20 protein-coding genes are annotated in these 26,123 nt (G+C 70.0%); 7 read left to right on the top strand and 13 right to left on the bottom strand.

Going from position 1 to position 26,123, the window contains the following annotated elements; translation table 11 throughout:
• Positions 1–15 precede the first annotated feature (15 nt).
• Entirely contained in the window at positions 16–1,512 is a 1,497-nt protein-coding gene (locus tag SK095_RS15765; RefSeq protein ID WP_136490661.1) for a sensor histidine kinase, read from the bottom strand.
• 274 nt (positions 1,513–1,786) lie between these two features.
• Here SK095_RS15765 and SK095_RS15770 point away from each other — a divergent pair, with 274 nt between their 5' ends.
• Positions 1,787–7,840: a peroxidase family protein gene (locus SK095_RS15770; RefSeq protein ID WP_320546812.1), complete on the top strand. Its 6,054-nt coding sequence runs from the start codon at positions 1,787–1,789 to the stop codon at positions 7,838–7,840.
• 62 nt (positions 7,841–7,902) lie between these two features.
• On the opposite strand, the gene SK095_RS15775 is transcribed toward SK095_RS15770, so the two are convergent.
• Entirely contained in the window at positions 7,903–8,841 is a 939-nt protein-coding gene (locus SK095_RS15775; protein ID WP_320548913.1) for a class I SAM-dependent methyltransferase, read from the bottom strand.
• 113 nt (positions 8,842–8,954) lie between these two features.
• On the opposite strand from SK095_RS15775, the gene SK095_RS15780 reads away from it, so the two are divergent.
• Both SK095_RS15780 and SK095_RS15785 read left to right on the top strand, forming a co-directional pair.
• Positions 8,955–9,374, top strand: coding sequence for a group II truncated hemoglobin (locus SK095_RS15780; RefSeq protein ID WP_320546813.1), 420 nt, complete (start codon positions 8,955–8,957; stop codon positions 9,372–9,374).
• Between the two features lie 30 nt (positions 9,375–9,404).
• On the top strand, positions 9,405–9,758 hold the full coding sequence (locus SK095_RS15785) for a group II truncated hemoglobin (RefSeq protein WP_320548914.1): 354 nt from the start codon (positions 9,405–9,407) through the stop codon (positions 9,756–9,758).
• A 7-nt stretch (positions 9,759–9,765) separates the two neighbouring features.
• Here SK095_RS15785 and nhaA read toward each other — a convergent pair whose 3' ends face one another.
• From nhaA to SK095_RS15815, 6 genes are all read right to left on the bottom strand, one after another.
• Complete coding sequence (gene nhaA, locus SK095_RS15790; RefSeq protein ID WP_320546814.1) at positions 9,766–11,166, bottom strand: Na+/H+ antiporter NhaA; 1,401 nt, start codon at positions 11,164–11,166, stop codon at positions 9,766–9,768.
• 354 nt (positions 11,167–11,520) lie between these two features.
• A complete protein-coding gene (locus SK095_RS15795) occupies positions 11,521–12,090 on the bottom strand; it encodes a bacteriohemerythrin (protein ID WP_136490658.1) in 570 nt (189 codons plus the stop codon).
• A gap of 231 nt (positions 12,091–12,321) precedes the next feature.
• Positions 12,322–14,331, bottom strand: coding sequence for a DNA helicase Rep (gene rep / locus SK095_RS15800; protein ID WP_320546815.1), 2,010 nt, complete (start codon positions 14,329–14,331; stop codon positions 12,322–12,324).
• A 96-nt stretch (positions 14,332–14,427) separates the two neighbouring features.
• The gene (locus tag SK095_RS15805) at positions 14,428–16,389 is read right to left on the bottom strand and encodes a choline BCCT transporter BetT (protein ID WP_320546816.1); all 1,962 of its coding nucleotides are present in this window, start codon (positions 16,387–16,389) and stop codon (positions 14,428–14,430) included.
• A 195-nt stretch (positions 16,390–16,584) separates the two neighbouring features.
• Entirely contained in the window at positions 16,585–18,081 is a 1,497-nt protein-coding gene (locus SK095_RS15810) for a YifB family Mg chelatase-like AAA ATPase (protein WP_201485288.1), read from the bottom strand.
• A gap of 34 nt (positions 18,082–18,115) precedes the next feature.
• Positions 18,116–18,376 (bottom strand): accessory factor UbiK family protein, encoded by a 261-nt coding sequence (locus SK095_RS15815; RefSeq protein ID WP_136491709.1) that lies wholly within the window; start codon positions 18,374–18,376, stop codon positions 18,116–18,118.
• A gap of 490 nt (positions 18,377–18,866) precedes the next feature.
• Between SK095_RS15815 and glnK the strand changes: the two genes are divergently transcribed.
• From glnK to sutA, 4 genes are all read left to right on the top strand, one after another.
• Positions 18,867–19,205, top strand: a complete 339-nt coding sequence (gene glnK, locus SK095_RS15820; protein WP_136491710.1) for a P-II family nitrogen regulator — start codon at positions 18,867–18,869, stop codon at positions 19,203–19,205.
• Between the two features lie 53 nt (positions 19,206–19,258).
• Positions 19,259–20,578 (top strand): ammonium transporter, encoded by a 1,320-nt coding sequence (locus tag SK095_RS15825; RefSeq protein WP_136491711.1) that lies wholly within the window; start codon positions 19,259–19,261, stop codon positions 20,576–20,578.
• A 74-nt stretch (positions 20,579–20,652) separates the two neighbouring features.
• Positions 20,653–21,906 carry an ammonium transporter gene (locus SK095_RS15830; RefSeq protein ID WP_136491712.1) on the top strand — a complete coding sequence of 418 codons (1,254 nt, stop codon included), beginning with the start codon at positions 20,653–20,655 and terminating at the stop codon, positions 21,904–21,906.
• Positions 21,907–22,127: 221 nt separating this feature from the next.
• Positions 22,128–22,439: a transcriptional regulator SutA gene (gene sutA / locus SK095_RS15835; protein WP_136491713.1), complete on the top strand. Its 312-nt coding sequence runs from the start codon at positions 22,128–22,130 to the stop codon at positions 22,437–22,439.
• A 64-nt stretch (positions 22,440–22,503) separates the two neighbouring features.
• Here sutA and SK095_RS15840 read toward each other — a convergent pair whose 3' ends face one another.
• From SK095_RS15840 to dapF, 5 genes are read right to left on the bottom strand one after another with little or no spacing between them, the layout of a single operon-like run.
• A complete protein-coding gene (locus tag SK095_RS15840; RefSeq protein WP_320546817.1) occupies positions 22,504–23,277 on the bottom strand; it encodes a CPBP family intramembrane glutamic endopeptidase in 774 nt (257 codons plus the stop codon).
• Positions 23,277–23,978 carry an HAD family hydrolase gene (locus SK095_RS15845; RefSeq protein ID WP_320546818.1) on the bottom strand — a complete coding sequence of 234 codons (702 nt, stop codon included), beginning with the start codon at positions 23,976–23,978 and terminating at the stop codon, positions 23,277–23,279. The genes SK095_RS15840 and SK095_RS15845 overlap by 1 nt, the downstream gene beginning before the upstream one ends.
• Before the next feature lie 58 nt (positions 23,979–24,036).
• Positions 24,037–24,549 carry a tyrosine-type recombinase/integrase gene (locus tag SK095_RS15850; RefSeq protein WP_320546819.1) on the bottom strand — a complete coding sequence of 171 codons (513 nt, stop codon included), beginning with the start codon at positions 24,547–24,549 and terminating at the stop codon, positions 24,037–24,039.
• Positions 24,550–24,600: 51 nt separating this feature from the next.
• Complete coding sequence (locus SK095_RS15855) at positions 24,601–25,287, bottom strand: DUF484 family protein (protein ID WP_320546820.1); 687 nt, start codon at positions 25,285–25,287, stop codon at positions 24,601–24,603.
• Positions 25,284–26,114, bottom strand: coding sequence for a diaminopimelate epimerase (gene dapF / locus SK095_RS15860; protein ID WP_320546821.1), 831 nt, complete (start codon positions 26,112–26,114; stop codon positions 25,284–25,286). The genes SK095_RS15855 and dapF overlap by 4 nt, the downstream gene beginning before the upstream one ends.
• Between the last annotated feature and the right edge of the window lie 9 nt (positions 26,115–26,123).

Here is a 26,123-nt window from a genome sequence, read left to right on the forward strand (position 1 = left end):
GCATCCTGCGCCGCGCTACAGTCTGAATTGCGCCTTCACCGTGGTGCCCTGTCCCGGCTGCGAGTCGATGGTGAAGAAGCCACCGAGCGATTCCACCCGATAGCGCAGGCCGGCCAGGCCCAGGCGGGCATTGTCGCCGCCCCCCACCTCCGGCGCCCGCGCCGGCATCCCCGGTCCGCGGTCCGATACCTGCACGCTCAGCAGTCCGTTGCCATAGCTGGCGGCCAGCATCTGGCCGGCGCCATCGGCATGGCGAAAGGCGTTGTTCAGGCATTCCTGGACGAAGCGGTAGATGCAGATCTTCAGGGGCAGGGGCGCGCTCGGGGGCAGCGGCGCCAGCGCCAGCTCGACCGCCGTCGAGGTCCGCTGCATGTGCCGCTGGGCGGCGAGCTGCAGCTCCTCGTGCAGCGTCAGGTCGTTGACCTCCGGGAGGGCCAGGCCGCGGGAGATGTCGCGGATTTCCCGCAGGGCATCCTGGGCGGCGCCCCTGATCGTTTCGTACTCCTCGCCGGGGGTGCCATGGGCCGCGCCGAGCTGTTCGGCGAGGTCGTCGAGGCGGATGAGGATCAGGGTCAGCAGCTGCGCCGGGCCATCGTGCAGGTCGGCGCCGAGGCGCCTGAGGGTGAGCTCGTTGATCTTCCAGAACTCGTGGGTGGCATTGGTGATCCGCTTCTGCAGCTTGGCGTTCTTGCGATGCAGGCGGGCCTGGGCGATCACGCGCGCGTTCAGCGCCATGCGCTGGTGCTGGATGATCCGGTCGCCGCGGCGGACGAAGAAGTAGATCAGTCCCAGCATGGCCAGGGTCGCGGTGCCGACCACCAGCCAGACCTGCCGGCGCACCCGGCCGATTTCCTTCTCGAGCCCGTCGGCCCTTTCGTAGAACTCGCCGACGGCGACGACCTTGCCGCTGTCGGCGGCGCGCAGCGGGGCGTAGATCTCGTAGAGGGGGATGGCGAGGCTGCGCTCGAAGTCGTTCTCCTCCTGCTCGAGATCCTCGAGGGCGGTGACCACCCGGCCGGCCAGCGCCCCGGCGATCTCGTCCATGGGAAAGCTGCGGTGGGTGATCGACTTGTCCGTGCTGTAGGCCACGGTGCCGTCCGTGCGCCAGATCTTCACCGAGGCGACGTGGCGCCTGAGCGACGGGCTGCGGGTCAGCTGGTCGAGCGCCCGGGTGCTCTGCGGCGAGAGGGTGGCGGTGCTGCTCAGCTCCTGCACGTAGGGTTCCAGGAAGGCCTCCATGTAGAGCGCGCCGGCCTCGGCCGCGCTCTGCAGGGCGGCGCTCTGCACCCGCGCGCTGACCAGGTTGCCGACGAAGGTCATGGTCAGGCCGAGGGTCAGCGCGGCGGCGACGAGGAACTGGGTGGAGCGGCTCATGCCGTGGCTGGCGCCGTGCGGCAGGTCCGGCCTGCCGCGATTTCCCTGGCGGGAATGGCGAGCGCCTCCGACCAAGGTCCGAGCAGCGACCGGGCCTGAAGTCGCCGAATTCGATTGGACCTTTTCGTTCTTCGCCATTTTCCGCACGCCCCTAGACTCTACAGACAGGTGACGGATGAAGACTATCACCATACGGGAGATGGGGCGCACGACTGTCGGGCAAAAAAGAATGCGGCACTAATCGGTAACTTCGGGGCGCATTTCGCGATTGTCCGGGCGGGAGGGGAAGTCGCTCTTTGCGCAGCGAAAGTCCGGCGTGGATATACATGGTGAAGTTCGCCGGCAAGGAATAACTCCGGACTCGCGGAGGCGGATCCGAAGTTATGGGATTCAATCGCCAGGGGAAAACATCATGGCCACCAGTTATGTTCTCAAGCCTTTCCGCTTCAATATTTCCGATCTGAACTTCATGCGGGACCAGATCAACTTCCGCCCCCTGTACGATGCCGCTGGCAATGCCGTCATCAACTGGGACGGAACCTGCACCGTGTACAACGCCAAGGGGGTTGCCTATCAGGATCTGGGCAGCCCGGCGGCCAACATCGCCGCCTACGGCCAGTCCTATGCCGCGGTGACCGCCGCCCAGGGCCTGCGCGATCCGTCCGGGCTGAACAACAACCTGTACCTGGTGAATGCCACCTGGGGGGCGGTCGACCAGCCGTTCCTGCAGCGCACCCAGGTGGTGTACGACCAGTACGTCAGGCCGCTGGATGCCGGCGATCCGAATGCCTTCTACGCGCTGAAGTTCGCCACCAGTCCGAACCCGGCTGCGGCGGACTACACCAAGCGCGGCGACGACCTGTCCACCCCGGACGTCGACGAGGCCTCGCCGGTGCAGAACGTCGTCGACTACACGCCGCGGATGATCAGCCAGCTGACCACCACGGCCGGCGTGACCTTCCAGACCGAGCCCGGCGGCAGCCACCTGGTCAAGGACGCCAACGGCTTCACCCAGGTCGCCGACTACGGCCTGCTCGAGTCGCTCGGCCAGCAGGACGCCCAGCGCCCGGTCAACGAGGACGGTTCGGCCAGCAACGAATTCTTCGTCGGCGCGCAGAACCCCGGCATGGCGCCGGTCAACGGCTGGTTCGTGCTGTTCGGCCAGTTCTTCGACCACGGCCTCGACTTCGTCGGCAAGGGCGGCGACGGCACCCGGATCACCATCAACCTGGCGCCGGACGATCCGCTGTACGGCGTCATCGATCCCACCACCGGCCAGCCGGCCAGCAAGATCGTCATCACCCGTGCCGACGTCAGCGGCTTCACCGCCGACGGCACGCCGCAGTGGGTCAACCACACCTCGCCCTACATCGACCAGAGCCAGACCTACGGCTCCAGCCAGCAAGTGACCGACCTGCTGCGCGAGTGGGTGTCCACCGACAACGGTGTGAGCTACCACGCCGGTGCCCACATGCTGGACGGCAATACCTCGGCGGCCTGGCAGAACGCCTTCGGCGAGACGACCCATGCCACCCTGCCCACGCTCAACGAGCTGCGCGCGCACCTGATCGCCACCGGCCGCGACGACCTGAGCTGGGAGGACGTGGCCAACCTGCGCAACCGCGACGCGGCAGGGCACGTGGCGACCGGCGCGGAGGCGGGCAATTCCGGCCAGGCGCTGATCCTCGACATGAACCCGCGCTTCGACGAGGCGCATTTCGAAAACCCGCTGAACCCGGACGCGGCGGCCGATTTCGCCGCCGGCATCGCCACCCTCAAGGCGGCCGCGCAGGCGCTGGGCGCCGGCTACGACTTCGCCTACGTCGACGGCGCCGGGGCCAACGACGGCTATCTCGAACTCAAGCTGCCCGCCGGCGCCATGGGTCCGGGCTCGCCGGCCATGACCCTGACCGGCGCCAGCGCGCTGGCCCTGTGGGTGAACTTCGCCGACTTCAGCATCAAGACCAGCATGCAGGCCGGTCCCGGGGTGATCGCCATCGACCCGGCAGTGCGTGCCGCCGTCGGCGACCTGCTGCTGGCCGCGGTAGGCGACCACTACATCGCCGGCGACGGCCGGGTGAACGAGAACATCGGCCTGACCGCGGTCCACCACGTCTGGCACGAGGAGCACAACTTCCAGGTGCGCAACATCCAGGCGGCCGTCACGGCCGAGGACCTGCGCCAGGAGCGGCTCGACCAGCACGGCACCTACGACCACGACCTGCTCCACGAATGGCAGGTGGCCACCGCCAGCCAGGACGCCAGCGGCAACTACCTCAACGCCGACGGCTCCATCGCCTGGGACGAGGCCAGGCTGTTCCACGCCGCCAAGATCACCGTCGAGATGGAGTACCAGCACACCGCGGTGGACCAGTTCGCCCGCACCATCACCCCCAACATCGCCGAGTTCGTCGGCTACAACAGCGGCGAGCAGGGCGACGTCAGCCTGGACTTCGCCCAGGTGGCCTACCGCTTCGGCCACAGCACGCTGCGCGAGTCGATCGACCTGATCGATCCCGACGGCGACATCACCGGCGCGGTGATGCGCGTGGCGCTGGAGCGCGCCTTCCTGTCGCCCGAGCTGTTCGCGCAGAAGGGCGCGGCCGCCATCGCCCTGGGCATGACCCACCAGCAGGCCAACGAGATCGACGAGTTCGTCACCCCGGCGCTCAACCAGGGCCTGCTGGGCATGCCGCTGGACCTGGCGGCGATCAACATCGCCCGCAGCCGCGACCTCGGCATCCCCACCCTCAACGAGTTCCGCAAGGCCATCGGCCTCAGCGAGTACGCCAGCTGGGCCGACTTCGGCGCCAACATGATCCACCCGGACAACCTGGTGAACTTCATCGCCGCCTACTCGTTCGACGGCAACCTCGAGCGCGCCGCGGCGCTGATCGGCCTGGAGAACGGCAGCATCGCCGAGGGCGACGCCGCCGCCCTGGGCTACACCTACCAGCAGGCGCTGGACTTCCTGCAGAACACCGACGCCTCGCTCTACGGGGTGGACGGCTTCCGGCACATCGACACCTGGCTGGGCGGCCTGGCCGAGGTGCACGTCACCGGCGGCCTGCTCGGCGAGACCTTCGACACGGTGTTCGCCGACCAGATCAGCCGGCTGATGAACGGCGACCGCTTCTACTACCTGTACCGCCTCGACCAGCTGCAGATGGGCGAAGGCATCGTCAACGAGCAGTTCAAGGACATCGTCGAGCGCAACACCGGCCTCGAGCACCTCAACGGCAGCGTGTTCGCCTACGCCGACAAGTACTACGACCTGTCGGAAACGGCGGCGGCCAACGCCAGGACCGAGCACAAGTACGGTGACGTGCTGGCGGCCAACCCGACGCTGGGCATCTATTCCACCAAGGGCAGCGCCACCACCGGCAACGGCGCCATCGTCAGCGTCAACGGCGTGCAGTACGTCCGCGACCTGCGCGTCGAGGACAGTGCGGCCACCTCGGGCACCACCGCCATCAACGGCGGCCTCAACCTCGACGGCACGCCCAACAGCGGCGCCGAGGCGCACGAGGTGATCGTCGGCAGCGACAACGCCGACCTGATCTACGCCTGGGGCGGCGACGACACCGTCTACGGCGAAGGCGGCAACGACATCCTCTACGGCGGCAACGGCATCGACCGCATCTACGGCGGCGACGGCGACGACCGCATCCTCGGCGGCGACGGCGGCGACCTGCTCGATGGCGGCGCCGGCGACGACTACGTGAGCGGCGAACAGACCGCGGTCGCCGCGGCCGGCGTCGACCAGGTGATCGGCGGCGAGGGCAACGACATCCTGCACAGCGGGGTGGGCATCGACAAGCTGTCCGGCGAGGCGGGCGACGACTTCATCTTCGGCGAGGGCGACACCGACGCCTTCACCCATGGCGGCGACGGCAACGACATCATCGACGGCGGCATCGGCGGCGACCTGCTGTGGGGCGACGGCGGCGACGACCTGATCATCGGTGGCGACGACCAGGACATCTCGGCCGGTCTCGACGGCGACGACATCCTGCGTCCCGGACCCTTCTCCCAGGCCATGGGCGGCGGCCCGGACGAGGTGCTGGGCGGCGACGGCAAGAGCGACCGCGGCAACGACGGCAAGGGCGTCGGCTTCGACCTGATCGACTTCAGCGACCACGCCTGGTCGCCGCAGGGCGTCAGCGTGGACTTCTCGACCCAGCAGAACCCGATCGCCGCCATCGACGGCACCACGCCCTTCCCGGCCTGGGTGGGCATCGAGGGGGTGATCGCCAGCCAGGGCAACGACCGCATCCTCGGCGACGCCAACGGCAACTGGCTGATCGGCGGCAGCGGCGACGACCAGCTGACCGGCGGCAGCGGCAACGACCTGCTGATCGGCGATGGCATCCGCCTGGACAGCCTGATCGGCACCTACGCCGGCGGCTACGATCACTACGTCGATGGCGCCAGCCACCGTGCCGACGGCTTCATCCAGAACAACGGCCTGCTCGACGCCGCCGGCCCCGGCTTCGACAAGCACTTCACCGAGATGCTCAAGTCGGCCACCTTCAAGGACCTCGAGCTGGGTGGCAGCCAGCTCACGCGGCTGTGGCGCAACGGCGTGGCGGGCAGCGATCTCGCCGACAGCGTCACGGTCGGCGACGGCGGCACGGCCGGCGCGGCCGACACCGCGGTGTTCGCCGGCAACCGCGCCGACTACAGCGTGGAGCGGATCTTCTTCGACCTCGCCACCCGCACGGTGGTCGCCGCGTCCGGCCCCGCCACCATCACGGCCTTCCGGATCAGCGACACGGTGGCCGGCCGCGACGGCACGGACCTGGTGGTCGGCGTGGAGAACTTCCGCTTCGCCGATGCCACCGTGGGCCAGGCCCAGCTGCTCAACAGCGCGCCGCAGATCACCTCGGACGGCGGCGGCGAGACGGCGGCGCTGAGCGTGGCCGAGAACGCCACGGCGCTGACCACGGTCACGGCGACCGACGCCGATGCCGGCAGCGTGCTGACCTACTCCATCGGCGGCGGGGCCGATGCGGCGCGCTTCTCCATCGACGCCGCGACCGGCGTGCTGAGCTTCGTGGCCGCGCCCGACTTCGAGGCGCCGGCGGATGCCGACGGCAACAACGTCTACGAGCTGATCGTCCAGGTCAGCGACGGCATCGCCGTGGATGCCCAGGCTCTGGCGGTGACCGTGCAGAACGTCAACGAGGCCGCCAGCGGGGCGCTGCACATCGCCAGCTACACCAGCGGCAACGCGTCGGCGAGCCTCACGGCCAGCAATACCCTGGCCGATCCGGACGGCATGAGCGGCTTCGTCCGCTACCAGTGGCAGCGGCTGGTCAACGGCAACTGGGTCAACATCGCCGGCGCCACGGGGGCCACGCTGAGCAACCAGAGCAATACCAGCGTGCGGGTGACCTCCAGCTATGCCGATCCGTTCGGCAGCTACAGCTTCGTCTCCGCGGAGACCGCCTTCATCACCGGGACCGACACCGGCAACGTCAGGTCCGGCAGTGCGGGCAACGACATCCTGCTGGGGCTGGGCGGCAACGACATCCTCACCGGCGGTGCCGGCAACGACACCGTGGACGGCGGCACGGGCAACGACACGCTGCGGGCGAGCGTCGGCGACGGCGACGATGCCTACCTGGGTGGCGCCGGCATCGACACCTACGACCTGTCGGCGACCACGGCGGCGGCCAGCGTCGACCTCGGCGCCGGCACGGCCTTCAGTGCCGAGACCGGCAGCGACACGCTGTCCGGCATCGAGAACGTGCGCGGCAGCAGCGGCGACAACCTGATCGGCGACGCCGTCGGCGCCAACCAGCTGCTCGGCAATGGCGGCAACGACACCTTCGTGCTGCACGGCGACAATGCCCGCGACGACATCCAGGGCGGCGTGGGCGTCGATACCGTCGACTATTCGGCGGCCACCGCCGACCTGAGCGTGAACCTCGGCGCGTTCGGCGTGGTGGTGGGCGGCACGGGCAGCACGACGGCGCTGAGCGACACGCTGAGCAGCATCGAGAACTTCATCGGCGGCTCCGGCAACGACAGCATCACCGGCAGCGCCGCCGGCAACCGGCTGAGCGGCGGCGGCGGCAACGACACGCTGACCGGCGGGGCCGGCGCCGACGTGCTGAGCGGCGGGGCGGGCGCCGACCGCTTCGACTTCAACGCCATCGGCGAGTCGGGCGTGGGAGCGGCCGCGCGGGATGTCATCACCGACTTCCAGAGCGGCGTCGACAAGCTGGACTTCTCGACCATCGATGCCAACACCGGCAGCTGGGGCAACCAGGCGTTCGCGTTCAATGCCACGGCCGGCGCCGCGCTCACCGGCCCGGGGCAGCTGACCTATCACTACGAGACCATCGGCGGGCAGGAGTACACGGTGATCGATGGCAACGTGAACGCCAATCCGGGCAGCGACTTCCAGGTGGCCCTGGTCGGCCATCAGGTGCTCACCGCCACGGACTTCATCGTCTAGCCGCGGCGCCGCCGGCGCCGGCGAACCCCGTGCCCGCCACGGGGTTCGTCGCTGGCGGCGGCCTAGGCCGTGCGGAACACCAGCGCCTTGAGGCCGCTGTCGGGATGGATGTCGGCGAACTCCGGCGGGTTGGCGAGGCGCTCGACGAAGTGCAGCTGCGGCGCCTCGGCGGCCATGCCCTCGATCAGGAAGTCGGGGCCGATGCCGGGGTCGTTGACGCAGGCCAGCACCGTGCCTCCTTCGCTGAGCAGCTCGGGCAGGCGGCGGAGGATCTTGCGGTAGTCGCTGGTCAGGGCGAAGCTGCCCTTCTGGAACGACGGCGGATCGATGATGATCAGGTCGTAGGGTCCGTACCTGCGCACCTTGCCCCACGACTTGAACAGCTCGTGGCCGAGGAACTCGACCTGCGCCAGGTCGTGGCCGTTGAGGCGGTGGTTGTCGCGCCCGCGGCTGAGCGCGGCCCTGGCCATGTCGAGGTTGACCACCTGGGCGGCGCCGCCGGCGATGGCCGCCAGCGAGAAGCCGCAGGTGTAGGCGAACAGGTTGAGCACGCGCTGGCCGGCGGCCTGCTCGCGTACCCAGCGCCGGCCGTAGCGCATGTCGAGGAACAGGCCGTTGTTCTGCTTGCGGCCGAGGTCGAGCTTGTAGCGCAGGCCGTCCTCGTCGATCAGCCATTCCTCCAGTTCCGCGCCGAGCAGCCAGTCCATGCGGCTGTCGGCCAGGTAGCGGTGCTGCAGCAGCAGGTGGTGCGCGCCGCTGTGCCGCCAGGCGGCGCTGTCGGCCAGCTCCAGCAGCATCGCGGTCAGCGCCTGCAGTCCGTCCGTCTCCGGCTCGCGGAACAGCGACACCAGCAGCACGCCCTGCAGCCAGTCGACGGTGACGTGCTCGAGTCCCGGCCAGCGCCGGCCGCGGCCGTGGAACAGGCGGCGCGCCTCGGCGGGCACGGTGTCCAGGGCGGTCAGGAGCTGCTGCTGCAGGGTGGCGATGGCGTCGGCGTGCATGGCGGATGGTGGTCGCAGGTGGGGGGCGCGCATTCTAACCGCAGCGGCCCCCTGCCCGGCGAGGAGCGACGAAAGGCTAGAATGCGCTCTTTCCCCGCAGCCGAGGACGCCCGATGAGCAGCACTCCCACCTACGGCGTCGGCGACGCCTCCTACCAGGCCGCCGGCGGCATCGACGGCCTGCGCCGCCTGGTCGACGACTTCTACCGGATCATGGACGAGTCGCCGGCCGCGGCCGAGCTGCGCCGCCTGCATCCGGAGAGCCTGGAGGCCTCGCGCGACAAGCTGACCTGTTTTCTCAGCGGCTGGCTGGGCGGGCCGAAGCTGTTCGCCGAGAAGTACGGTCCGGTCGTGATCCCCGCCTTCCACGCCCAGTGGCCGATCGGCGAGGCGCTCGCCGAGGCCTGGCTGGACTGCATGGCCCAGGCGGTCGCCCGCCAGGGCTACGCGCCGGAGTTCGCCGCCTACCTGATGCAGCAGCTGCGCGTGCCGGCGCAGCGCATCGTCCAGGCCAGCCGCAACCGCCACGGCTGAGCGGCGGTCAGCTCGACAGCGCCTGACGGCCTGCGCCGCCTGGTCGACGACTTCTACCGGATCATGGACGAGTCGCCGGCCGCGGCCGAGCTGCGCCGCCTGCATCCGGAGAGCCTGGAGGCCTCGCGCGACAAGCTGACCTGTTTTCTCAGCGGCTGGCTGGGCGGGCCGAAGCTGTTCGCCGAGAAGTACGGTCCGGTCGTGATCCCCGCCTTCCACGCCCAGTGGCCGATCGGCGAGGCGCTCGCCGAGGCCTGGCTGGACTGCATGGCCCAGGCGGTCGCCCGCCAGGGCTACGCGCCGGAGTTCGCCGCCTACCTGATGCAGCAGCTGCGCGTGCCGGCGCAGCGCATCGTCCAGGCCAGCCGCAACCGCCACGGCTGAGCGGCGGTCAGCTCGACAGCGCCTGCGCGGAGCTGTCGTCGCCCCGGCTGGCGCCGGCCCTGGCGGCGCGGGCGCGCCGCACCAGCAGGCCGCCCAGGGTCAGGCCCAGACAGGCGGCCAGCGCCGAGGCGATCAGCACGCCCAGCTTGGCGGCGCCGAGCAGGCTGGCGTCGGCGAAGGCCAGGGTGGCGATGAAGATCGACATGGTGAAGCCGATGCCGGCCAGCACGCCGATCAGCCCCAGCCACGACCAGTTCATGCCCGCCGGCAGGCGGCACCAGCCCAGGCGGACCAGCAGCCAGCTGCTCAGCAGGATGCCGAGCGGCTTGCCGACCACCAGGGCGAGGGCGACGCCGAGCATCACCGCCGTGGCACCGCCACCGTTCAGGTCGATGCCGTCCAGGTTCACCCCGGCGTTGGCGAGGGCGAACAGCGGCATGATGCCGTAGGCCACCCAGGGATGCAGGGCCAGCTGCACGCGCACCACCGGCGGCAGCAGCTCGCGCTGGGCGTGGCGCAGCCGCCGGACCGGCTGCATCAGTTGCTGGGCATCGCTCTCGCCGTTGCGCGCGCGCTCGGCGAATTCCTCCAGGGCGCGGCTGGCGGAGTCCAGCGGAGCCTCGCCACGCGTCGGCAGCACCGGGGTCAGCAGGCCGAGCACCACGCCGGCCAGGGTCGGGTGCGCGCCGGTGTGCAGCAGGCCGAACCACAGCAGGGCGCCGGGCAGCACGTAGGCCCAGGCCGAGCCGATGCCGATGGCCTGGAAGCCGAGCACCAGCAGCAGGCCGGCGCCGGCGATCAGGAAGCCGTTCGGGTCGAGACCGCCCGAGTAGAACAGGGCGATGATCAGCACGGCGATGACGTCGTCGATGATCGCCAGGGCGAGCAGGAAGATGCGCACGCAGCCGGGGATCGACTTGCCGAGCAGGGCCAGCACGCCGACGGCGAAGGCGATGTCGGTGGCGGTGGGCACCGCCCAGCCCTGGCGCAGGCCCTCGCCGCCGGCGATGGCCAGGTAGATGAGCGCCGGCGCGACCACGCCGCCGAGCGCCGCGCCCAGCGGCAGCGCGGCCTGGCGCAGGTCGGCGAGGGCGCCGTCGTGGATCTCGCGGCGGATCTCCATGCCGACCACCAGGAAGAACACGGTCATCAGCGCGTCGTTGATCCAGAAGTGCAGCGAGTGGGAAACGCTGAAGTCGCCCAGGCTGAAGCCCAGCGGCAGGTGCCAGAGGTGCGCGTAGCTGTCGGCGGCCGGCGAGTTGGCCCAGGCCAGGGCGATGGCGGCGGCCAGCAGCAGGACGATGCCGCTGACGGCTTCGATGTGCAGGAAGTGCTCGAGGGCGTTGAAGGCCTTGTCGGCGATACGCTGCGCAGCCGGCAGCGCCTTGCGGGAAGGGGTCGGGGTCATGGTTGCTCATGCTCTGCGGCTGTGTGGCGGCCCGACCAACACAAGAAACCTGTCCGCCTGCAACCTGCAGTGCGGACACCCGTTTTTCACCCTACACAGCCCGCCTGCAAATGGCCAGCCATCCGGGTCGGGCGGCTGGCGCTGCTGCGGGCATCGGGCGTTCTGTCTCGAATGGGCCGATCCTGCACTGAAGTGTAGCGATGTCCTGGGGATCTGCACGGTTGTCGGCAGGCATGCACGCCCCCGTCCGGCAAGGCGCCGGGGCGGTGAAACACATCCTGTTACACAGCCGCGGCGCGGCCTGCCTGGCGCGGCCGGGTCCACCGGCCGAGCGGAGCGCGCGCGGGGCGCCGCTCAGGCCGAGAGGCCGTTGTTCTCCAGGACCTGTTCCAGATAGGCCACCCGCTCGGTGGCGTCGGTCCACAGGTGGACCAGCGCCTCGACCACCGGGCGGTAGATGTTGGCGTTGAAGTTGGTGTTCTCGGCGATCGCGTAGGCCTCTTCGGGACTGCGCCCCGCCTTGATCTCGCGCAGCTGGACGCCGAGTTCCTGGTCGGTGCGCAGGGTGTGGAACACCAGCCAGGAGGTCACGAAGCTGACCAGCCGGTCGAAGTGCTGGGAGATGCCGAGGTCGACGGGGCGGTTGCGGATCTTGCCGAGATCGTAGAAGAACGACTTGTGCGCCATCTGCTGCATCTTGATGTGCCGGGGATCGACCTTGTGCTGCAGCATGATCTCCTCCTCGTCGGCGAAATGCTTGTTGGCGTAGTCGAGGAGGGCGTCCAGGGCGGCATCCAGCTCCTGATCGTTCTCGTTGCCGGAAGCGATGTCGCGGGCGATCTTGTCGAGCATGACGAACAGCTGCTCATGCTCGCGGTCGACGGTGTCTTCGCCGATGGCGAAGCGCGGGCTCCATTGAAACATGCGGCCTTCCTTTTTCGCGGGTGGTTTGTCGGAGTGGTTGCTGATGCCTTCGTACCACTTGTGGCGCGCGGCGGCCAGTGGGCGCAAGCATGAGGCGCGGCTCCGGGCCGGAAAGCATCCGGCGGCAGGCCGGCGAGGGCCGGCTCCCGCTCAGGAGCGGGGTGCGGCCGGCGGGATTGGTTCGCTGCCCCGGATGTCGAGGCTGCCGAGGGTGACCCGGCCGCCTGATGCTCAGCGCTTGAGCAGCGCCCGTATATCCGCCAGCGCACTGTTGCCGCGCTTGGCCTTGACCTCCACCGGGGCATCCTCCTGGCCTTCCCAGACCAGGTCTTCCGGCGGCAGTTCGTCGAGGAAGCGGCTCGGCAGGCAGTCGATCACCTCGCCGTACTGCTTGCGCTTGGCGGCGAAGGTGATGGCGAGGTTCTTCTTCGCCCGGGTGATGCCGACGTAGGCCAGGCGGCGCTCCTCCTCGACGGTGTCGGCCTCGATGCTCGATCGGTGCGGGAGGATCTCCTCCTCCATGCCCATGATGAACACCGAGGGGAACTCCAGGCCCTTGGAGGCGTGCAGGGTCATCATCTGCACGCCCTCGGCGCCGTCCTCCTCCTCCTGCTGGCGTTCGAGCATGTCGCGCAGCACCAGCTTGGCGATGGCCTGCTCGATGGTCATGTCGCCGTCCTCGTCCTTCTCCAGGGTGTTCTTCAGCGCCTCGAGGAGGAACCAGACGTTGCTCATCCGGTACTCGGCGGCCTTGTCGGTGGAGCTGTTCTCGCGCAGCCAGTTCTCGTAGTCGATGTCGGCGATCATCCCGCGCAGGGCGGCGATCGGGTCGTCCTGGGCGCATTCGCGGCGCACCCGGTCGAGGAAGTGCTTGAAGCGCGCCAGGCGCTCGCAGTAGCGGGCGTCGAGGTGCTCGCGCAGGCCGATCTCGTCGCTGGCCTCGTACATGCTGATCTTGCGTGCGGTGGCGTAGTTGCCGAGCTTCTCCAGGGTGGCCGAGCCGATCTCGCGGCGCGGCACGTTGATCACGCGCAGGAAGGCGTTGTCGTCGTCCGGGTTGACCAGCAGGCGGAAGTAGCTCATCAGGTCCTTCACCTCCTGGCGGGCGAAGAAGCTGGTGCCGCCGGACAGCCGGTAGGGGATCTGGTGGTGCTGCAGCTTCAGCTCCATCAGCTTGGCCTGGTAGTTGCCGCGGTAGAGGATGGCGAACTCGCTGTACGGGCGCTGGGTGCGCAGGTGCTCGGTGAGGATCTCCATGGCGATGCGCTCGCACTCGGCCTCCTCGTTCCTGCAGCGGATCACGCGGATCTCGTCGCCGTGGCCCATCTCGCTCCACAGCTGCTTCTCGAACACGTGCGGGTTGTTGGCGATCAGCACGTTGGCGCACTTGAGGATGCGGCTGGTCGAGCGGTAGTTCTGCTCGAGCATCACCACCTTGAGGCTGGGGAAGTCCTCCTTGAGCTGCATCAGGTTCTCCGGCCGTGCGCCGCGCCAGGCGTAGATCGACTGGTCGTCGTCGCCGACCACGGTGAACTGCGCGCGCTCGGCGACCAGCAGCTTGACCAGCAGGTACTGGCTGGCGTTGGTGTCCTGGTATTCGTCGACCAGCATGTAGCGCACCCGGTTGCGCCACTTCTGCAGCACCTCGGGGTGCTCCTGGAACAGCTTGACCGGCAGCAGGATGAGGTCGTCGAAGTCCACCGCGTTGTAGGCCTTGAGGGTGCGCTGGTAGTGCAGGTAGACGATCGCGGCGGTCTGCTCGCGCGGGTTGCGCGCCTTGGCCAGCGCCTCCTCGGGGAGGATCAGGTCGTTCTTCCAGGCGCCGATCAGGTTCTTGATCTCGTCGACGCCGTCGTCGCCCTGGTACTCCTTCTGCATGATGTCGGCGAGCAGCGCCTTGACGTCGCTCTCGTCGAAGATCGAGAAGCCCGGCTTGTAGCCCAGGTGGGCGTGCTCCTTGCGGATGATGTTGAGGCCGAGGTTGTGGAAGGTCGACACCGTCAGGCCGGCGCCCTCCCGGCCGCGCAGCAGGTGGCCGACGCGCTCCTTCATCTCCCGCGCCGCCTTGTTGGTGAAGGTCACCGCGACGATGTGCCGGGCGGCGATGCCGCACTGCTGGATCAGGTAGGCGATCTTGCGGGTGATCACGCTGGTCTTGCCGGAGCCGGCGCCGGCCAGCACCAGGAGCGGGCCGCTGATGTAGTGGACGGCTTCCTGCTGGCGGGGATTGAGTCGGGACATGCGGGCAGGGGTGTCTGGCTGCGGGGGGAAGGCGGCATTCTAGCAGGCCGCCCCGGTGCGCCGAACGGGGCGGCGACCGGGGGGCTGGCGCGCCCCTCAGCGCACCACGTGCAAAAAGTGCATGTGCCGCTCGTACTGGTCGAGGATGTCGTCGATCACCTCGTCGCGCGACCAGCCCATCACGTCGTAGTCCTGGCCGCCCTCCTGCAGGTGCACCTCGGCGCGGAAGTACTTGCGCTCCTCGTCGCCCTCGAGCATCACGAAGCTCGGCTGCACGTAGGCGCGCGGATGCACCTCGTAGACGAAGTCGACCTCGGTGCCGTGGCGCACCTCCAGGCGCACGCGGTGGTCGTCGCCGCTCTGCACTTCGCCGGTCAGGCCCTGCTTGCGTAGCTCCTCGGCCACCGCCAGACAGGCCGGCTGCACCACCTCATCGAGGAAGCGGTTGACGTGGGCGCGGCGCGGGAACATCACCATGTTGCGCAGGCGCCGCTGCCAGCCGCCGGGGCTGCGCGCCTGGCGGGTGTGGCCGGAGGTCTGGTGGCGCAGCACGCGCTTGGTGGCGTCCAGATGCAGGGCCTTGAGCAGGCCCCACATCGAGGCCAGCAGGATGATCGAGAACGGCAGGGCGCTGGCGATGGTGGCGGTCTGCAGGGCGCTGAGACCGTCGGCCAGCAGCAGGGCGATGGCCACCACGCCGGTCGAGCCGGCCCAGAAGATCCGCTGCCACAGCGGGGTGTGCGGGTTGCCGCCGGAGGCCAGCATGTCGACCACCAGCGCGCCGGAGTCGGCCGAGGTGACGAAGAACACCACCACCATCAGCACCGCCACCGTCGACAGCACGGAGGCGAAGGGGAACTGCTCGAGGAAGGCGAACAGCGCCAGCGAGCTGTCCTGGTCGACCGTCGCGGCCAGGCTGGTCAGGCCCTGCTGCATGATCATGTGGATGGCGCCGTTGCCGAACACCGTCATCCACAGCAGGGTGAAGCCGGCGGGGACGAACAGCACGCCGCAGACGAACTGGCGGATGGTCCGCCCGCGCGAGACGCGGGCGATGAACATGCCGACGAACGGCGACCAGGACATCCACCAGCCCCAGTACAGCAGGGTCCAGCCGCCCAGCCAGTCGGTCGGCTCGTAGGCGTACAGGTTGAAGGTCTTGCTGACGATCTCCGACAGGTAGCTGCCGGTGTTCTGCACGAAGGTCTGCAGCAGGTAGACGGTGGGGCCGAGCAGCAGCACCAGCAAGAGCAGGAACACGGCCAGGCCGAGGTTGAGCTCGGAGAGGATGCGGATGCCCTTGTCCAGGCCGGTGACCACCGACAGGGTGGCCAGCGCGGTGACCGCGACGATCAGGCCGATCTGCACGGCGGTGCCGACCGGCAGGCCGAACAGGTGGTTGAGGCCGCTGTTGATCTGCAGCACGCCGTAGCCCAGCGAGGTGGCCACGCCGAACACCGTGCCGAGGATGGCGAAGATGTCCACCGCGTGGCCGATGGGGCCGTGGATGCGTTCGCCGATCAGCGGATACAGCGCCGAGCGCAGGGTCAGCGGCAGGCCGTGGCGGTAGCAGAAGAAGGCGAGGATCAGCGCGACTATGGCGTAGATCGCCCAGGCGTGCAGGCCCCAGTGGAAGAAGGTCAGCTTCATCGCCTCGCGGGCGGCCTGCACGCTGTTGGGCTCGCCGACCGGCGGGGCGACGAAGTGCATCACCGGCTCGGCGACGCCGAAGAACATCAGGCCGATGCCCATGCCGGCGGAGAACAGCATGGCGAACCAGGTGGTGTTGCTGTAGTCGGGGCGGCTGTGGTCGGGGCCGAGCTTGATGTCGCCGTAGCGGCTGACGGCGAGGAACACCACGGTGATCAGGATCAGCGCCACGGCCAGCACGTAGAACCAGCTGGCGTTGCCGACGATCCAGCTCTGCACCTGGCCGAACAGGGCCTGGGCGGTCTGCGGCAGGGTTACGGCGAACAGCACCAGGGCGAAGATGAGGATGGCGGAGCCGAAGAACACCGGGGGGTTGAGGGTGCGCGCGGGGCGCGGGGAAGTTTCCATGGAGCAGGCTCTCCTTGTGATCGGATGGCCGCCAGGGGCGGGTATCGGAACAGACTGGACCGCGCCGGCGCCGAGCGCCAATCCCGGGCGCGGCGCGCCCGCGCGGTCCGCGGAGTCGACCACCCTACCAGCTCGATAGCTTTTTATGAAGGATTAGATTCTCCTGATAGCTTTGTCATATGCATGCCGGGTGCCTCAGCCGGGCTCGCCGCTCGCCCGGTACTGCAGCGCCTCGGCCAGCTGGGCGCGCCGGATGTCGGCGAGGCCTTCCAGGTCGGCCAGGGTGCGCGCCACCTTGAGCACGCGGTGCAGGGCGCGCAGCGACAGGCGCAGGCGCTCGCCGGCGCCCTCCAGCCACAGGCGGTCGGCCTCGGCGAGGGCGCAGTGGGCCTGCAGGCCGGGCAGGTCGAGGTGGGCGTTGGCGCAGCCCTGGCGCTCGAACTGGAGCGCCTGAGCGGCGGCCACCTGCCGGGCCAGCGTGGCGCTGTCCGGTCCCTCGCCGCTGGCGTGCAGGCGGGTCGGCTCGCGGCGCACGGCCAGGTGCAGGTCGATGCGATCGAGCAACGGGCCGGACAGCCGGGCGCGGTAGCGCTGCACCTGCTCCGGGGTGCAGCGGCAGCGCTGCTCGGGATCGCCGAGGTAGCCGCACGGGCAGGGGTTCATCGCCGCCACCAGCTGGAAGCGTGCGGGAAAGCGCAGCTTGTCCTGGGCGCGGGCGATGACGATCTCGCCGCTCTCCAGCGGCTGGCGCAGCACGTCGAGGACGTGGCGGGGAAACTCCGGCAGCTCGTCGAGGAACAGCACGCCATGGTGGGCCAGGCTGATCTCGCCGGGCTTGGGGCGCGTGCCGCCGCCGACCAGCGCCGGCCCGGAGGCGCTGTGGTGCGGCTGGCGGAACGGCCGCTGCGGCCAGCCGCCCTGCGGCGCCAGGCCGGCCACCGAGTGGATGGCGGTCACCTCCAGCGCCTCGGCCTCGGTCAGCGGCGGCAGCAGGCCGGGCAGGCGGCTGGCCAGCAGGGTCTTGCCGGTGCCGGGCGCTCCGCTCAGCAGGAGATTGTGCCGGCCGGCGGCGGCCACCAGCAGGGCGCGCTTGGCGGCCAGCTGGCCCTGCACCTCGGCGATGTCGCCCCGTATCGGTGCAGGGGGCGGCAGGCCGCGGGCGGTCCAGGGCGCCAGCGGGCTGTGCCCGGCCAGGTGGGCGGCCACTTCCAGCAGGTGCTCGGCGGCGTACAGGGTCAGTCCCGAGACCAGCGCGGCCTCCTCGGCGTTGGCGCGCGGCACCAGCAGGGCGCGCCCGGCGGCGCGGGCGGCCAGCGCCGCCGGCAGCACGCCGCGCACGGCGCGCAGGGCACCGGAGAGGGCCAGCTCGCCGAGGCACTCGAGGTTTTCCAGGCTGGCGGCGGGCAACTGGCCGCTGGCGGCGAGGATGCCGAGGGCGATGGCCAGGTCGAAGCGGCCGCCGTCCTTGGGCAGGTCGGCGGGGGCCAGGTTGAGGGTGATGCGCCGGCTGGGGTAGTCGAAGCCGCAACTCTGGATCGCGCTGCGCACGCGGTCCTTGCTTTCGCGCACGGCGGTTTCCGGCAGACCGACCAGGGTCAGCGAGGGCAGGCCGTTGGCCAGGTGGGCCTCGACGCTGACGGCGGGGGCGTCGATGCCGAGCTGGGCACGGCTGTGGACGATGGCGAGGGACATGATCGCTCCTTGATCGGGTGTCCCGGGGCGGCGCTTACGGCTGCGGCGGCTCCAGGCGGGCTTCCAGTTCGGCGACCCGGGCCTCGAGGGCCTCCAGGCGTGCGCGGGTGCGGGCCAGCACCGCCATCTGCGCGTCGAATTCGTCGCGGCCGACCAGGTCGAGTCTGGCGAAGGCGCCCTGCAGCAGGGCCTTGAACTGGGCCTCCAGTTCGGGGCGCGGCAGCGGCGAGTCGGCGCCGAACAGGCGGCTGGTCTGGCTGGCGAGAAGGTCGAGAACGGCTTTGGGCGGCAGCATGGCGGTCTTCCATCAACGGGAGCGGCCAGTCTAGCAAAGGCGTCGTCGCACCTGCGACGTGCGCGCAGGGCAGCGACGTTCCAGAGGGGTGCGTGGCGGCGCGCCGGTTGCGCACTTCCATGGTGCGTTCCGCTGAGGGAATGGTGGCGCGCTGGGCGTTTTTTGCCCTTCGCTGCGGGCGTTTCGCACCGTTATGGTGCAAAAAACGGCGGCGGCCCCCCTGGCGCGCCCGGGTGGCGGGATAACTCCCTGAAAAAACAGCAAATGCGAAAAGCTGGCAAGGATTCTGCTTATGCCTGTACAGCCGGTGCCCGGGTGCAAGAGCGTCGGGCAGGGCGAGGCAGGGGAGTGCTTCGCCAGCAGCCGCCGGCCGACGTTGAATCCAGCCTGCGCGGCGTCTGCCACCTGTTACAAACGTCGGACTCTGCGCTTAGACTTGTCATGGGTTCGTTGTTCCTGGGGCAAGTCCACCATTACGGGAGAAACTTTCATGAAGCTAGTCACCGCCATCATCAAGCCGTTCAAGCTCGACGACGTGCGCGAGTCGCTGTCGGAAATCGGCGTGCAGGGCATTACCGTCACCGAGGTCAAGGGCTTCGGCCGTCAGAAGGGCCACACCGAGCTGTATCGCGGCGCCGAATACGTCGTCGACTTCCTGCCCAAGGTGAAGATCGAGGTGGCCGTCGCCGACGACCAGCTGGACTCGGTCATCGACGCCATCACCAAGGCGGCCAACACCGGCAAGATCGGTGACGGCAAGATCTTCGTGGTCAACCTGGAGCAGGCCATCCGCATCCGTACCGGCGAAACCGGCACCGACGCGATCTAACCGCACCGCGCTACCTACTACTCCACCGAACCCCAACGCCCCAGGAGTAACACATGACTCTGCGCAAGATCGCAGGGCTAGGAGCCCTATTGTCTGTCGTCAGCCCGGGCCTGGCCCTGGCGGCCGAAGGAGCGACCCTGAACAGCGGCGACACAGCCTGGATGCTGACCGCCACGGCTCTGGTCCTGTTCATGACCATTCCCGGTCTGGCCCTGTTCTATGGCGGCATGGTCCGCTCCAGAAACATTCTTTCGGTGATGATGCAGTGCTTCGCCATCACCGGCCTGATGAGCATCCTCTGGTTCGTCTACGGCTACAGCCTGGCCTTCGACACCACCGGCATGGAGGCTGGAGTGACCAACTTCAGCTCCTTCGTCGGTGGCCTTTCCAACCTGTTCCTCGGCAAGCTGACCAAGGAGGCCCTGATCGGCGCCTTCCCGGAAAGCGTGTTCGTCACCTTCCAGATGACCTTCGCGATCATCACCCCGGCGCTGATCGTCGGCGCCTTCGCCGAGCGCATGAAGTTCTCCGCCATGCTGATCTTCATGACCGTGTGGTTCACCCTGGTCTACGCGCCGATCGCGCACATGGTGTGGGCCGGTGACGGCGCGCTGATGTGGGACTGGGGCGTGCTCGACTTCGCCGGCGGCACCGTGGTGCACATCAACGCCGGTATCGCCGGCCTGGTGGCCTGCATCGTGCTGGGCAAGCGCAAGGGCTACCCGACCACCCACATGGCGCCGCACAACCTCGGCTACACCCTGATGGGCGCCGCCATGCTGTGGGTCGGCTGGTTCGGCTTCAACGCCGGCTCGGCGATCGCCGCCAACGACACCGCCGGCATGGCCATGCTGGTGACCCAGATCGCCACCGCCGCCGCCGCGCTGGCCTGGATGTTCGCCGAGTGGCTCACCCACGGCAAACCCAGCGCGCTGGGCATCGCCTCCGGCGTGGTCGCCGGCCTGGTCGCCATCACCCCGGCCGCCGGCACCGCCGGTCCGGCGGGCGCCCTGGTGATCGGCCTGGTGTCCGGCGTGGTGTGCTTCTTCTGCGCCACCAGCCTCAAGCGCAAGCTCGGCTACGACGATTCGCTGGACGCCTTCGGCGTGCACGGCGTCGGCGGCATCGTCGGCGCCATCCTCACCGGCGCCTTCGCGGCACCGGCCCTGGGCGGCTTCGGCGAGGTGGAGAACATCGGCCTGCAGCTGTGGATCCAGCTCAAGGGCGTGCTGTTCACCGTGGTCTACACCGCCATCGTCACCTTCGTGATCCTCAAGGTGGTCGACATGGTCGTCGGTCTGCGCGTCAGCGAGGAGCAGGAGACCGTCGGTCTCGACCTGTCCGAGCACAACGAGCGCGGCTACAACCTCTGAGGACGTAGCGGGCGCCCGGGAAACCGGGCGCCCGCCCAGCGGCGCGCCAGCGCCCCCGGCAAAAGGCTTTTGTCATGGATACCAATGCTCTGATTCCGCTCCAGTATGCGCTGGACACCTTCTACCTGCTGCTCTGCGGCGCCCTGGTCATGTGGATGGCCGCCGGCTTCGCGATGCTCGAGGCCGGTCTGGTGCGCGCCAAGAACACCACCGAGATCCTCACCAAGAACGTCACCCTGTACGCCGTGGCCTGCGTGATGTACCTGCTGGTCGGCTACCACATCATGTACTCCAGCCCCGAAGGCGGCTTCCTGCCGAGCCTGGGCTTCCTGATCGGCGACGAGCACGCCGTCGACCTGGTCGCCGCCGGCGGCGACGACGCCCCCGCCTACGCCAAACGCGCCGACTTCTTCTTCCAGGTGGTGTTCGTCGCCACCGCCATGTCGATCGTCTCCGGTGCGGTGGCCGAGCGCATGAAGCTGCTGGCCTTCCTCGCCTTCGCGGTGGTGATGACCGGCTTCATCTACCCGGTCCAGGGCTACTGGAAGTGGGGCACCGGCTTCCTCAACCAGGCCGGCTTCCTCGACTTCGCCGGTTCCGGCGTGGTGCACCTGTGCGGCGCCACCGCGGCCCTGGCCGGCGTCCTGCTGCTCGGCGCGCGGCGCGGCAAGTACGGCGCCAACGGCCAGGTCAACGCCATCCCCGGCGCCAACCTGCCGCTGGCGACCCTGGGCGCGCTGATCCTGTGGTTCGGCTGGTTCGGCTTCAACGGCGGCTCGCAGCTCGCCATCAGCAGCATCGAGAACGCCAACGCGGTCGCCTCGGCCTTCGTCAACACCAACATGGCCGCGGCCGGCGGCATGCTCGCCGCGCTGATCGTCGCGCGCCTGCTGTTCGGCAAGTTCGACCTGACCATGGCCCTCAACGGCGCCCTGGCCGGCCTGGTGGCGATCACCGCCGAGCCGGTGACCCCGTCGGCGCTGGCCGCGGTGCTGATCGGCGGCGTGGGCGGCGTGCTGGTGGTGGTCGGCGTGCTGACCCTCGACAAGCTGAAGATCGACGACCCGGTGGGCGCCATCTCCGTGCACGGCCTCGGCGGCCTGTGGGGCCTGCTGGCGGTGCCGCTGACCAACGACGCGGGCAGCTTCGCCGCCCAGCTGCTCGGCATCGTCTGCATCTTCGGCTGGGTGTTCGCCGCCAGCCTGGTGATGTGGGGCATCCTAAAGGCGCTGATCGGCCTGCGCGTCGACGCCGAGGACGAGTACACCGGCGTGGACATCGCCGAATGCGGCATGGAGGCCTACCCGGAGTTCACTCGCAAGAGCTGATCCGCGGGGCTGCCGCAGACGCGACGAGGGGCACCTGCGGGTGCCCTTTGCTTTTTCTCGCGGCACGCTAGAATGCGCGCAAACGGGCCAGCCCGCCCTCCCGGCCCCGCCGCAGCGGGGCGACGGCGGGGGTGGGGCCGGCAAATCTGCACCGGCGGCGCGCACGGGCGACGTGGCTGGGCTATATACACTCTGCTTTGAACAGCAGCATGGGGTTGATCATGAGCGAAGAAGATCTCGAACAGGACGAGCTGGAGGGCGCCGAGGAGGCGGAGGAAGAGCTGGGCGCCGCCCCGGACGACGATGGCGACGGCGACGACGAGGTGGCAGCCCCGGTCGCCAAGAAGACCAAGAAGGAGGCCGAGCCCGAGGAGCTGCCCTCCATCGAGGCCAAGCAGAAGGAACGCGACGCGCTGGCCAGGGCGATGGAGGAGTTCCTCGCCCGCGGTGGCAAGGTGCAGGAAATCGAATCCAACGTGGTTGCCGACCCGCCGAAGAAGCCGGACAGCAAGTACGGCAGCCGCCCCATCTGATCCACGCGATCGCTGGCTGGCGCAAGGGTGATCCCGGAGTGTCCGGGATCGCCCTTTTCCGTTTTCAGAGGCTGCGCAGCGGGTAGCTGAGCAGCAGGAAGTGCGCGAGGTTGACCGCGCCGTGCAGCAGCACCGCCGGCCACAGCCGGCCGGACAGCTGCAGCGGCCAGCCGTAGCCGAGGCCGGCCACGGCGGCGACCGCGGCGAAGCCGATGCTGAACGGCGCGTGGGCCAGGCCGAACAGCAGGGCGGTCAGGGCGATGCCGCGCGCGGCGCCGAGGCGCGCGACCAGCGTGCCCTGCAGCAGGGCGCGGAACAGCAGCTCCTCGGCCAGCGCCGTCACCCCGAGATTCACCGCCAGCCAGACCGCCAGCTCCGGCGGCCACTTCGGCTGCCAGGCCACCACGCCGAGGGCCAGGGCCAGCGCCGGTACCGCCAGCAGGGTGGCCAGGGCGCACAGCCAGGCCGCTTGCGGCCGCGCCGGACGCGGGCGCGGCTGGCGCCACCACCAGGCCAGCAGGGCGGCGCCGAGCAGCAGCTTGTCCCAGTGCAGACGCACGGCGTAGGGCGCGGCGTCGGCGCTGAGCGCGCGCGGCGCGCTCAGTTGCAGAGGGGCGAAGCCGGGCAGTGCATAGGCGGCCAGCGCGGTGCCGGCCAAGAGGCTGGCGCCCAGCCACAGGCCGGCGGGCAGGGCGCGCGGCGGCTGCAGCACCCAGAGGACGAACAGCGTACCGACCAGCAGGCCGGCCGGCTGGATGCCGCCGGCGAGCAGTCCGGCCAGCAGCGCCAGAGCCGGCAGCAGCGGAGCGGCGAGCGGGGCGCGGGCAGCGCCCGCCATCAGCCCGCCTGCCAGCGGGCCAGCAGCGCCGGCAGCTCGGCGAGGCTGGCGACCTGGGCGTCCGGTGCGCGTTCGCCTTCCCAGGCCTTGCCCTGCGGGTTGATCCAGATGGCGCGCAGGCCGGCGCCCTGGGCGCCGGCGATGTCGTCGCGCGGATGGTCGCCGACGTGCACCGCCGCCTCGGCCGGCACGCCGGCTTCGGCGAGCGCGGCGTGGAAGGCGCGCGGGTCGGGCTTGCTCACGCCCAGTTGCTCGGCGCTGAAGGCGAAGCGGAAGTAGTCGGCGATGCCGATGCGCTGCACGTCGGCGTTGCCGTTGGTCAGCACGCCGAGGGCGAAGCGCCCGGCCAGCTGCTCGAGGGTCGGACGCACCTCGGGGAACAGGGCGACCTGCTGGCGGGCGGCGAGGAAGTGCGCGAAGGCGCCCTGCGCCAGTGCATCGGCTTCGGCCTCGGCGTAGCCGGCCTGGCGCAGGCTGCGCTGCAGCGCCCGCTGGCGCAGCTCGCTGATGCGGATCTGCAGGGTCGGCTCCTGCGCCAGCAGCCACTGGCGGTTGGCGCGGATCTGCGCGCCGGCCTCGTCGCCCAGGCGCGGGGCGTGCTCGGCGAGCCAGCGCTGCAGCGCGGTTTCGGCGGACTCCAGCACCGGCGGGGCGTCCCACAGGGTGTCGTCGAGGTCGAAGATGATCAGGCGCAGGCTCAAGGGCGGTCTCCGCGGCGGCGGGGTGTTCCAGTCGATTTCCGCATCATACCGCCGGGGCTCAGTCGGCGCCGCTCTCGTCGTCGTGCGGCGTGCGCCGATGGGCGCGCGGGTGGGCCCGCTCGTAGGCCCGCGCCAGGTAGCGGAAGTCGAGGCGGGCGTAGGCCTGCGCCCGCTCGCTGCCGGCGTCGTCGGGGGGCTCCGCCGGCGCGGCGGCTTCGCGGCTGACGGCGGGCTGCGGGCTGGCGGCCAGTTCGCGCAGGCCGGCCGCGCGCACGCGCTGCTGGAGCGCCCGCGGGGTCAGGCGTCGGCCCTGGCGGCCGACGAACAGCGCCGGCTCGACGGCCACCGCCTGGCGCAGCGTCAGCCACTCCTGCAGCGCGGCGCGCACCTGGCGGCCGAGCGCCAGCTCGCGGCGCTGCCCGTGCCCGGCCGGCAGCTGCAGCAGACCGGCGGCGAGGTCGAGCTGGGCCAGGTCGAGGCGGCTCAGCTCGCTCAGGCGCAGGCCGGCGTAGAACAGCTCGCGAACGGCACGGTCGCGACAGGCGTGGAAGTCGTCCGGGGCGGCACGCATGGCGGGCTCCTTGGGGCTGCGGATGCCCCGTGGGGGATTGCCGGGCGGCGTTCAGCGCACCGCGCGCAGCGGCGGCACCAGGCGCGGCAGCAGGCGCGCGACTATCTCGGCGACGTGACCGAGGAACACCGTGCCCAGCGAACTCCTGTAGTGCTGCGGATCGGAACTGCCGAGGGCCAGCACGCCGTGCAGGCCCTGGTGGCTGAGCACCGCGACTGCCGCCGAGCCGATGCTGCCGACCTGCTCGGCGGGGAACAGGAAGGCCAGCTCCTCGGCGCGCAGCACGCCGCACACCGTCTTGTTGCCGCCGAGCAGGGCACCGATGCGCTGCTGGGCCTCGCGCTCGCCGACCCAGCGGCCCACCGCCGGCGGGTTGTCGCTGAACAGCAGCAGGCTGACGAAGGGCACCTGGAAGTCGTGGCGCAGGCCGTCCTCCACCGCGGCGACCAGCTCCTCGAGGCCCTCGGCGTCGAGCAGGGCGACGATCAGCCGGCGGGTGCGCTCGAACAGGCGGTCGTTGTCGCGGGCGATGTCCATCAGCTGGGTGAGGCGCGCGCGCAGCTCGTGGTTGCGCTCGCGCAGCAGGCGCAGCTGGCGCTCGACCAGCGACACCGCATGGCCCGCCTCGTGGGGGATCAGCAGCTGCTCGAGCAGCGCGTCGCGGCCGACGAAGAACTGCGGGTGCGCCGCCAGCCAGGCGGCGACCTGTTCGGCGTCCAGCTCCGGCAGCTCGCTCACAGGCGCACCTGGCCTTCGAACACGCGCAGCGCCGGGCCGGTCATCAGCACCGGCGCACCCGGGCCGGCCCACTCGATGGACAGGCTGCCGCCGGGCAGGCTGATCTGCACCGGCGACTGCAGCCAGCCCTGGCGGATGCCGGCCACCGCGGCGGCGCAGGCGCCGGTGCCGCAGGCCTGGGTCTCGCCACAGCCGCGTTCCCACACGCGCAGGCGCGCATGGTGGGCGTCGACCACCTGCAGGAAGCCGATGTTGGCCTTCTGCGGGAAGCGCGGGTGGGTTTCCAGCTGCGGGCCGAGCTGGTGTACCGGCGCCGTGTCGACGTCGGCGACGCGCAGCACGCCGTGGGGGTTGCCCATCGACACCGCGGCCAGCTCCAGCGTGCGCCCGTCCACCTCGACCTCGTAGGCGATCGCCGCTTCCGGGGCGACGAAGGGGATCTCCGCGGGCGCCAGGCGCGGCGCGCCCATGTCCACGGTGATCTGCCCGTCGTTGCGCACGTTCAGCTCGATCACGCTGTTCTTGGTCTCGACGCGGATGCGCTTCTTGGCGGTCAGGCGCTTGTCCAGCACGAAGCGGGCGAAGCAGCGCGCGCCGTTGCCACACTGCTCCACCTCGGAGCCGTCGGCGTTGAAGATGCGGTAGCGGAAGTCGACGTCCGGGCGGCTCGGCGGCTCGACGATCAACAGCTGGTCGAAGCCGACGCCGGTGTGGCGGTCGCCCCACTGGCGCACGTGCTTGGGCTGGATGTGGGCGTGCTGGGTGACCAGGTCGAGGACCATGAAGTCGTTGCCCAGCCCGTGCATCTTGGTGAAACGCAGCAGCATGCCGGCCTC

The organism is Pseudomonas sp. AN-1, from assembly GCF_034057115.1.
Lineage (GTDB): Bacteria > Pseudomonadota > Gammaproteobacteria > Pseudomonadales > Pseudomonadaceae > Geopseudomonas.

Coding starts and splice junctions, on each gene's coding strand:
- SK095_RS15765 (WP_136490661.1), bottom strand. CDS start 1,512: ATGGCGAAGAACGAAAAGGTCCAATCGAATTCGGCGACTTCAGGCCCG.
- SK095_RS15770 (WP_320546812.1), top strand. CDS start 1,787: ATGGCCACCAGTTATGTTCTCAAGCCTTTCCGCTTCAATATTTCCGAT.
- SK095_RS15775 (WP_320548913.1), bottom strand. CDS start 8,841: ATGCACGCCGACGCCATCGCCACCCTGCAGCAGCAGCTCCTGACCGCC.
- SK095_RS15780 (WP_320546813.1), top strand. CDS start 8,955: ATGAGCAGCACTCCCACCTACGGCGTCGGCGACGCCTCCTACCAGGCC.
- nhaA (WP_320546814.1), bottom strand. CDS start 11,166: ATGACCCCGACCCCTTCCCGCAAGGCGCTGCCGGCTGCGCAGCGTATC.
- SK095_RS15795 (WP_136490658.1), bottom strand. CDS start 12,090: ATGTTTCAATGGAGCCCGCGCTTCGCCATCGGCGAAGACACCGTCGAC.
- rep (WP_320546815.1), bottom strand. CDS start 14,331: ATGTCCCGACTCAATCCCCGCCAGCAGGAAGCCGTCCACTACATCAGC.
- SK095_RS15805 (WP_320546816.1), bottom strand. CDS start 16,389: ATGGAAACTTCCCCGCGCCCCGCGCGCACCCTCAACCCCCCGGTGTTC.
- SK095_RS15810 (WP_201485288.1), bottom strand. CDS start 18,081: ATGTCCCTCGCCATCGTCCACAGCCGTGCCCAGCTCGGCATCGACGCC.
- SK095_RS15815 (WP_136491709.1), bottom strand. CDS start 18,376: ATGCTGCCGCCCAAAGCCGTTCTCGACCTTCTCGCCAGCCAGACCAGC.
- glnK (WP_136491710.1), top strand. CDS start 18,867: ATGAAGCTAGTCACCGCCATCATCAAGCCGTTCAAGCTCGACGACGTG.
- SK095_RS15825 (WP_136491711.1), top strand. CDS start 19,259: ATGACTCTGCGCAAGATCGCAGGGCTAGGAGCCCTATTGTCTGTCGTC.
- SK095_RS15830 (WP_136491712.1), top strand. CDS start 20,653: ATGGATACCAATGCTCTGATTCCGCTCCAGTATGCGCTGGACACCTTC.
- sutA (WP_136491713.1), top strand. CDS start 22,128: ATGAGCGAAGAAGATCTCGAACAGGACGAGCTGGAGGGCGCCGAGGAG.
- SK095_RS15840 (WP_320546817.1), bottom strand. CDS start 23,277: ATGGCGGGCGCTGCCCGCGCCCCGCTCGCCGCTCCGCTGCTGCCGGCT.
- SK095_RS15850 (WP_320546819.1), bottom strand. CDS start 24,549: ATGCGTGCCGCCCCGGACGACTTCCACGCCTGTCGCGACCGTGCCGTT.
- dapF (WP_320546821.1), bottom strand. CDS start 26,114: ATGCTGCTGCGTTTCACCAAGATGCACGGGCTGGGCAACGACTTCATG.